The following is a 4,998-nucleotide window of genomic DNA, read 5'->3' as shown; positions in this document are numbered from 1 at the left end:
TAAGCATTGAGAGTTTTTCGTGTATCATATTCATGCCTATGTTTATGCTGTACTCATCATAAATACCTGTTTGAAGTATTATCTTTTTATTTTTTAGGGAAATGCCAGATGTATCAATAATATTAACTGGATCAAATTTAAGCCATGCATTCCAGTGCTCATTTAATCCACCATCATTTAAATCAAATGGCAGGTTAATTTCAGTGTTTTTGGGTGAATAAAAGGCTGACATGGCAATTATATTCTCTGCTGTAAGCTCATCCTGGCTGTGGATATAATCAGAATTAAATTTTTCCATAAACTTTTTTATGCCCAGATTTTTAAGTATTTTATATGCCACAGGAAAATCCCTTAGATATGAATAATGAAAATATGAATCTCCGGAGATGTCTATAAATCCTGAAAATATATCTGGATTATGCAATGCATTATAAATAGAGCCAAAACCACCTGACGATTTTCCAAAGAGGTAAACATCGCGTTTTCCATATATTTTAAATAGAAACTTTATCAGATCCTTTGTAATAAAGTCGCTGTAATTTCCAACGGCAGTAGAATTTACATACTGGTTGCCCCTGAAGTATGTCATTGTATCTGGCAGTATAATTATGAAACTGTATTTTTTAGATATTTTATTTAAAACATCCATAAAATCAATATTTGTATAACTTTTATTCAAAAAACTCCTGGAAGACCCAAAAAAACCTGCAAGTCCTACAAGCAATGGCGTATTTTCTTTAGGACTGTTTTCAATGATTGTTACCTCCCTCTGTGGTTTATCATTTACGGGATTATCATGTAATGCCTCTGAATCTAAAATTTTTGTTATTATCTCCATGGTCTATGATGGGTCATTTCTACTTAAATTTTAACACTTTAAATGAAAACTATATTTTCTATAAAATAAATTATTAGATTTATATGTTAAGTGTTAATTTTTTATTTAATTTCCAGAATTAAAAATTTTTATATTCTAAAGTGAAATACAGCACCTAGGGGCCGTGGGGTAGCTTGGTATCCTACCAGCTTGGGGTGTTGGTGACTCCGATTCAAATTCGGACGGCCCCATTAATCTCTATTTTATATATTAATAAATCTTATGCCACAAGGGATATATAAATTCCTATTAAAAATAGAAATCCTATTATGGAGTTTGGATTAAAGAAAACCTTTCTTACATTTTCCGGTGTTGTTCCATGTATGGCAACATGTTCATATAATATTAAAATTATTATTGGTATCAGTGCCAGAATATAATATATTGAATGAACAATAAATGCTATATAAATAAAGAAAATTATTGTAAATATATGGAAAACCCATGAAATAATTAGGCCTTTTTTTACACCGTATTTCACGATGATTGTTTTTAAACCGTTTTTTTTATCATATACCTCATCAGGTATTGTATAAATAATATCAAAGCCCGCAATCCAGAATGTTGAACCTGCAACCATTAAATATATAATCGCAGGCGGGAAATTTGGATTCACAGCCAGGTATCCACCTATTATGCCCAGTCCTATGGTAAATCCCATAAATAAATGCCTCAGGCTTGTAACTCTCTTCATTAATGGATCTGCTATAAAAAATATTAAAACAATTGGTGAGAGCATAAATACAAGATTATTTAATAAATATGTTAAACCCTCAAAAATGAATACCAGCATTAAGGTAAATGCAATGGCCTGCCGCAGATTTATTTCCCCCGTCACAAGAGCCCAGTTCCTTTTTCTTGGATTGGTTATATCATATTTTAGGCCAAGTATCCTGTTTATTGACATTGCAGCTCCTCTTGCAGAGATGGCAACAAATAAAATAATAAAGAATTTGTACATTTCTATAATCCCATTTGAGGCTATAAGGGCACCTGCAAAAATGAAGGGTAAATCGAATACAGTATGTTCCATTTTAACATACTCAAATAATGTTTTTAATTTCGTTTTAATCTCATACAGATTATTTTTGGTTATAAAATCTTTTTTAGTTATTTAAAATTTTTTTAAAATGTTTAATTAATAAAAATATTATTTATGAACATTAAAATTTGAGCTTAAATTAAAAAATTTAACAGTTTAATGCATATTTGAAAAATCCTTAAGAATTCTATAGGTAAGTCCAAATATTATATAAGACCCATACCTAAATGTGCCATCATATTCTTTAAGCTCTCTGAATCCAACCCAGAAAAATTTTGACACCTCGTTATCAATTTTAACATTTTTAGTTACACATTCGGCTAAAAAAGCGGCAACGGACAATGTTTTATTTAATGTAAAATAATTGCCCAGATATTTTGTTATTCTTATTTTTATTCCAACCTCCTCATAGGTTTCCCTTACTGCTGTATCGCAGCAGGTCTCACTTTTTTCCCTATGCCCTCCAGGTAAAGCCATCTGCCCTGACCAGGGGTCTCCCAGATCTGCCCTTTTTATTAACAGAAAATTATCATTATCAATTATTAACGCCACGGCGGCATCGCATTCCATTATAAATCAATTCTAATTAATATTAAAAATTATTGAAATGAACGTAGGTTTATCAAATTTATGTATAAAAATTAAAAAAGATCACTATAATACCTTCAAAGAAAATAAAGAACCCTAACACCGTAGAAAATTCAGAAAAAAAGTGGCAGGAATATCAAGTTAGATAGGTAATGTTGCGTATAAAGTATCGGATAAATTAATAAAAGAACATAATTTAATGGCATTTGAAGGCCTAAATATAAAAAATATGCTAAAATAACCTTAAACTTGCTAGGAGCATAGTACAATGATAACAAATCATAGAAGTCGGAACACTCTATTGCTTCAAATATTATAATATTTTATTATTAGATATTTGTGTGTATTTTTATATTGCCTTAATTTTATTTTTTATTTATCATTTGGATTTTTTAAATAGTATGTCATATGTGACACAATATTCATATAAAATTATGTCGTATGTGACATACTGATTTCCAATGAAGAATTTATCAGCATTCTATCATATTGCAATTTCCGGGATAAAAAGCCTTATACAGGTATTTTAAGGGAGTTTTATATTAACAAAATACTTAAAATATTAAACGAAATTAATATAGTAACGGAAAGTGGCCTGCGTAGATCCGGAAAATCATTCATATCACTGCAGGTTGCTTTATCATTTATTAATAAAGGTTATAATCCAGAGGATAAATTAATTATAAATTTTGATGATAAAAGTCTTGAAAACAATATCAAAAACTTTGACGATATATACAATGCATACAAAAAACTGATTAAAAAACAGATAACAACATAATAATAATTGATGAGGCACAGGAGGTGCCGGCTGGGAAAAATTTGTTAGAACACATTCAGAAAGAGTGATTTACCTAACGCCATGGCAATGAGGCCTCATGATTCATCGACCACGCTTGCCCTTACATACGGACTTATTTTTAATCTTTCAGGCAGGGGCATCAATCTCCACAGGCTTAAATTCCCCTGCTACATAGGTACATTTATAAGAGTTGAAGCCTTATATTTAGGTGCTATATAGGAATTATTTACTGGAAACATAGAATAACACAATATAAAAAAGTTTTAAAAAGGTTTATGAATAATTTAGAAATTAACCAAGGGAATTGAAAGAAAAATCCTCACATTACAACGAAATATACGATTATGGTGAGGTACCTGAGGATAAAAGGGTTGTAAAACCACGAGAACTATTTCCAATATGGTTTGCCTCAAATCTAACAATAGGGGATTTTGCGGTTGGATTTATACCAGTTATTATGGGTTTAAATATTTATTATACAATTATAACATTATTTGCTGGAACCTTTTTTGGTTCCATACTCCTTGGCATAATATCCATAACCGGCCCAAGAACCGGACTTCCACAGATGTCTGCAGGGAAGCGGGCCTTTGGCAAAAAATTTGGAAATTTTTTATCATCGCTTCAATGGCTAAACACAATTGGATGGACCACTGTTAATCTGGTACTAGCAGCCTTTGCATTTACACTTTTATTTCATGTATATTCCGTAATTTCCATCCTTATACTCACTGCTGCCATATTCCTTCTATCGTATGCCGGTCATCATGTTATAGCTGTATTTGAAAAAATTATGGGCATAGTGCTTGCATTTTTATTTATATTCATAATCCTTATATCATTTTCAAAATATAGCATGATATCATCATATGACCCATTAAATATAAATTATTCTGTGGCAATTGGAATAACCCTGGCCGCATCATTTTCAGATATAATATCATGGACGCCGTACGCCGGTGACTACTCAAGATACACACAGGATAAAAAGAGTGTTGTGCCCTATGTATTTTTTGGAAGTTTTTCTGCTGCATTTGTTTCTGAAATTGCCGGCATGCTGGTTGCCATTCTATCATTAAATCCCAATGGAAATCCCGCCATTGATATGCAAATTGTCCTGGGTAAATACAGTGTTTTTGGTCTTTTTGCCCTATTTTTGGGTGGAATAGCCGCAGATGCAATAAACCTTTATTCAAATTCATTATCCCTTAAGGTTATTGGTTTTAAATTTAAAAGATCAACAGTTGTTATAATTGGAAGTATTATTACATTTTTAACCGCCATAATAACCTACAGCAAATTTTATTTATTCTATGAGGATTTTCTTTTTATACTGGATTACTGGATAACGCCATGGATTGGTATTATAATAGCAGATTTCTTTATAATAAACAAAAATAAAAAATTTTCAATAATAAACGATTATAATAAAACGGGCATTACAAGTTATTTAATAGCATTAATGGTTTCAGCCCCTTTTATGAATCCGGGATTTTTGTACAGTGGAATAATATCCTCAATGTACCTTGGTGGTGTTGATATAAGTTATTACATATCATTCATTATTGCAATGTTACTTTATATTGGTTTGAGAGGGCACAATAATGCACTAAGCCAAACAGCCTAGTTATTTTATTATTGATAAAAGAGTGGAAATGCCCGGAGTAAGCCCCCTTCTGTTCACCTTTC

Annotated in this window: 5 protein-coding genes and 1 tRNA gene; 3 read left to right on the top strand and 3 right to left on the bottom strand. The window is 31.2% G+C overall.

Annotation, left to right across the window (positions count from 1 at the left end):
- Positions 1-838, bottom strand: an 838-nt coding sequence (locus AOG54_RS00970) for an alpha/beta hydrolase-fold protein (RefSeq protein WP_055032276.1), incomplete at its 3' end; no start/stop codon positions are given.
- A gap of 157 nt (positions 839-995) precedes the next feature.
- Between AOG54_RS00970 and AOG54_RS00965 the strand changes: the two genes are divergently transcribed.
- A tRNA-Pro gene (locus AOG54_RS00965) sits at positions 996-1,068 on the top strand.
- A gap of 29 nt (positions 1,069-1,097) precedes the next feature.
- Here AOG54_RS00965 and AOG54_RS00960 read toward each other — a convergent pair.
- The gene (locus AOG54_RS00960) at positions 1,098-1,949 is read right to left on the bottom strand and encodes a UbiA-like polyprenyltransferase (protein WP_255350859.1); all 852 of its coding nucleotides are present in this window, start codon (positions 1,947-1,949) and stop codon (positions 1,098-1,100) included.
- 126 nt (positions 1,950-2,075) lie between these two features.
- The gene (locus AOG54_RS00955) at positions 2,076-2,489 is read right to left on the bottom strand and encodes an NUDIX hydrolase (RefSeq protein WP_048100785.1); all 414 of its coding nucleotides are present in this window, start codon (positions 2,487-2,489) and stop codon (positions 2,076-2,078) included.
- 880 nt (positions 2,490-3,369) lie between these two features.
- On the opposite strand from AOG54_RS00955, the gene AOG54_RS09620 reads away from it, so the two are divergent.
- Both AOG54_RS09620 and AOG54_RS00950 read left to right on the top strand, forming a co-directional pair.
- Positions 3,370-3,528 carry a hypothetical protein gene (locus AOG54_RS09620; RefSeq protein WP_156150260.1) on the top strand — a complete coding sequence of 53 codons (159 nt, stop codon included), beginning with the start codon at positions 3,370-3,372 and terminating at the stop codon, positions 3,526-3,528.
- 85 nt (positions 3,529-3,613) lie between these two features.
- The gene (locus AOG54_RS00950; RefSeq protein ID WP_052656646.1) at positions 3,614-4,936 is read left to right on the top strand and encodes a purine-cytosine permease family protein; all 1,323 of its coding nucleotides are present in this window, start codon (positions 3,614-3,616) and stop codon (positions 4,934-4,936) included.
- Positions 4,937-4,998: the final 62 nt, after the last annotated feature.

This window comes from Acidiplasma aeolicum (genome assembly GCF_001402945.1).
In the GTDB taxonomy this organism is placed as follows: domain Archaea; phylum Thermoplasmatota; class Thermoplasmata; order Thermoplasmatales; family Thermoplasmataceae; genus Acidiplasma; species Acidiplasma aeolicum.
Note: the sequence above shows the minus strand (reverse complement) of the source record. Positions and strands in the feature narration are given on the sequence as shown.

What these genes read in the sequence shown, in the direction of transcription:
- AOG54_RS09620 (WP_156150260.1), top strand. Translation starts at nt 3,370, where the DNA reads ATGGCAATGAGGCCTCATGATTCATCGACCACGCTTGCCCTTACATAC.
- AOG54_RS00955 (WP_048100785.1), bottom strand. Translation starts at nt 2,489, where the DNA reads ATGGAATGCGATGCCGCCGTGGCGTTAATAATTGATAATGATAATTTT.